The organism is Neochlamydia sp. AcF84 (assembly GCF_011087585.1).
Taxonomy (GTDB): Bacteria; Chlamydiota; Chlamydiia; order Chlamydiales; family Parachlamydiaceae; genus Neochlamydia.
The window spans coordinates 1-1,036 of the sequence record NZ_VJOT01000001.1; the positions used below are offsets into that span (position 1 = coordinate 1).

1 pseudogene is annotated in these 1,036 nt (G+C 38.1%); it reads right to left on the reverse strand.

The features are described from left to right. Positions 1-101 precede the first annotated feature (101 nt). Positions 102-1,036: pseudogene (locus NEOC84_RS00005) on the reverse strand (transposase); the annotation flags it as partial.

Here is a 1,036-nt window from a genome sequence, read left to right on the forward strand (position 1 = left end):
CAAAAGGGTACCTTAAGCTTTCTTTGCCGAAGTTAATATTTAGTTTAAATTTAAGAATTTCTACACTCAAGGGTTCAAAGGGCACTTTCAAGCTTTTTATGTTAAGAAGTATTCGGAGTAAGTCTTGCTCCTTTAAATCCATAGGCAATTGAGTGATAAAGATCTTGCCAGCTATCGATAAAGTAAGAGACAAAAAAAGCCCGCATGAGCATCCATAAGCTACTTCTTGAGCCAGCTTTTTTGACAGCAGCTAAAAACATACTGCAGCAGTGCTGTTGCACTTGATCGATCAGGAAAGCTAACATCATCAGATAGGCAAACAGATGGCATAGATGCTGATGACCATGGCCAAAGTTATGCTCAAATTCATACCCTTGATTCTTGAGTGTATTAAAGGTCTCATTTTCAATTTTCCATCTCGCTCTTGCTCCACGTATAAGTTCATAAACATTGTTAACGCTAATAGGCAGGTCTGTAATCCAGGTAAAATGTCTCTTTCCCTGCTTAGAATCATTAATCCAGCATTCAAAGAAATTGACTTGTAAATCTGCATGTGTGTCATTGAGAGGGACACCGTTGATAAAACGAATGTTAAGCTCACCTTTCTTTTCTTTTATTGTAAGCTCTTCAAAATCTAAACCTTGCATCCATTCAAATAAGGAAGCATTGCCTTCAGGCTTTACTCCTATGATGTAATGTAGCTTAGCCTGTTGTAATTCTTTAAGATGAGGGTCATTAGCACTTAAAGCATCTTGAGTGACAATAACATTTAGGTGAGGATGCTCTTTACGGAACGCCTGGATAAAGCGTTTAGCTGCATTGCTTTCACAATCGTTTTTACTAGCTCCATCTTCATTGGAGATGGGTTCGGGGCAAACAGGAATAACCTCTCGGCAATCAGGATGTACAATAGAACCTGCTAAAATCTGATGATAATAACTGCGGCTTCCATCCCGATGTTTTTTTTCACAACAATGCTTACAATGAATAGTTTCTGAAGAAAAAACACCTGTTCCGTCTAAAGAGAGTAAATAGT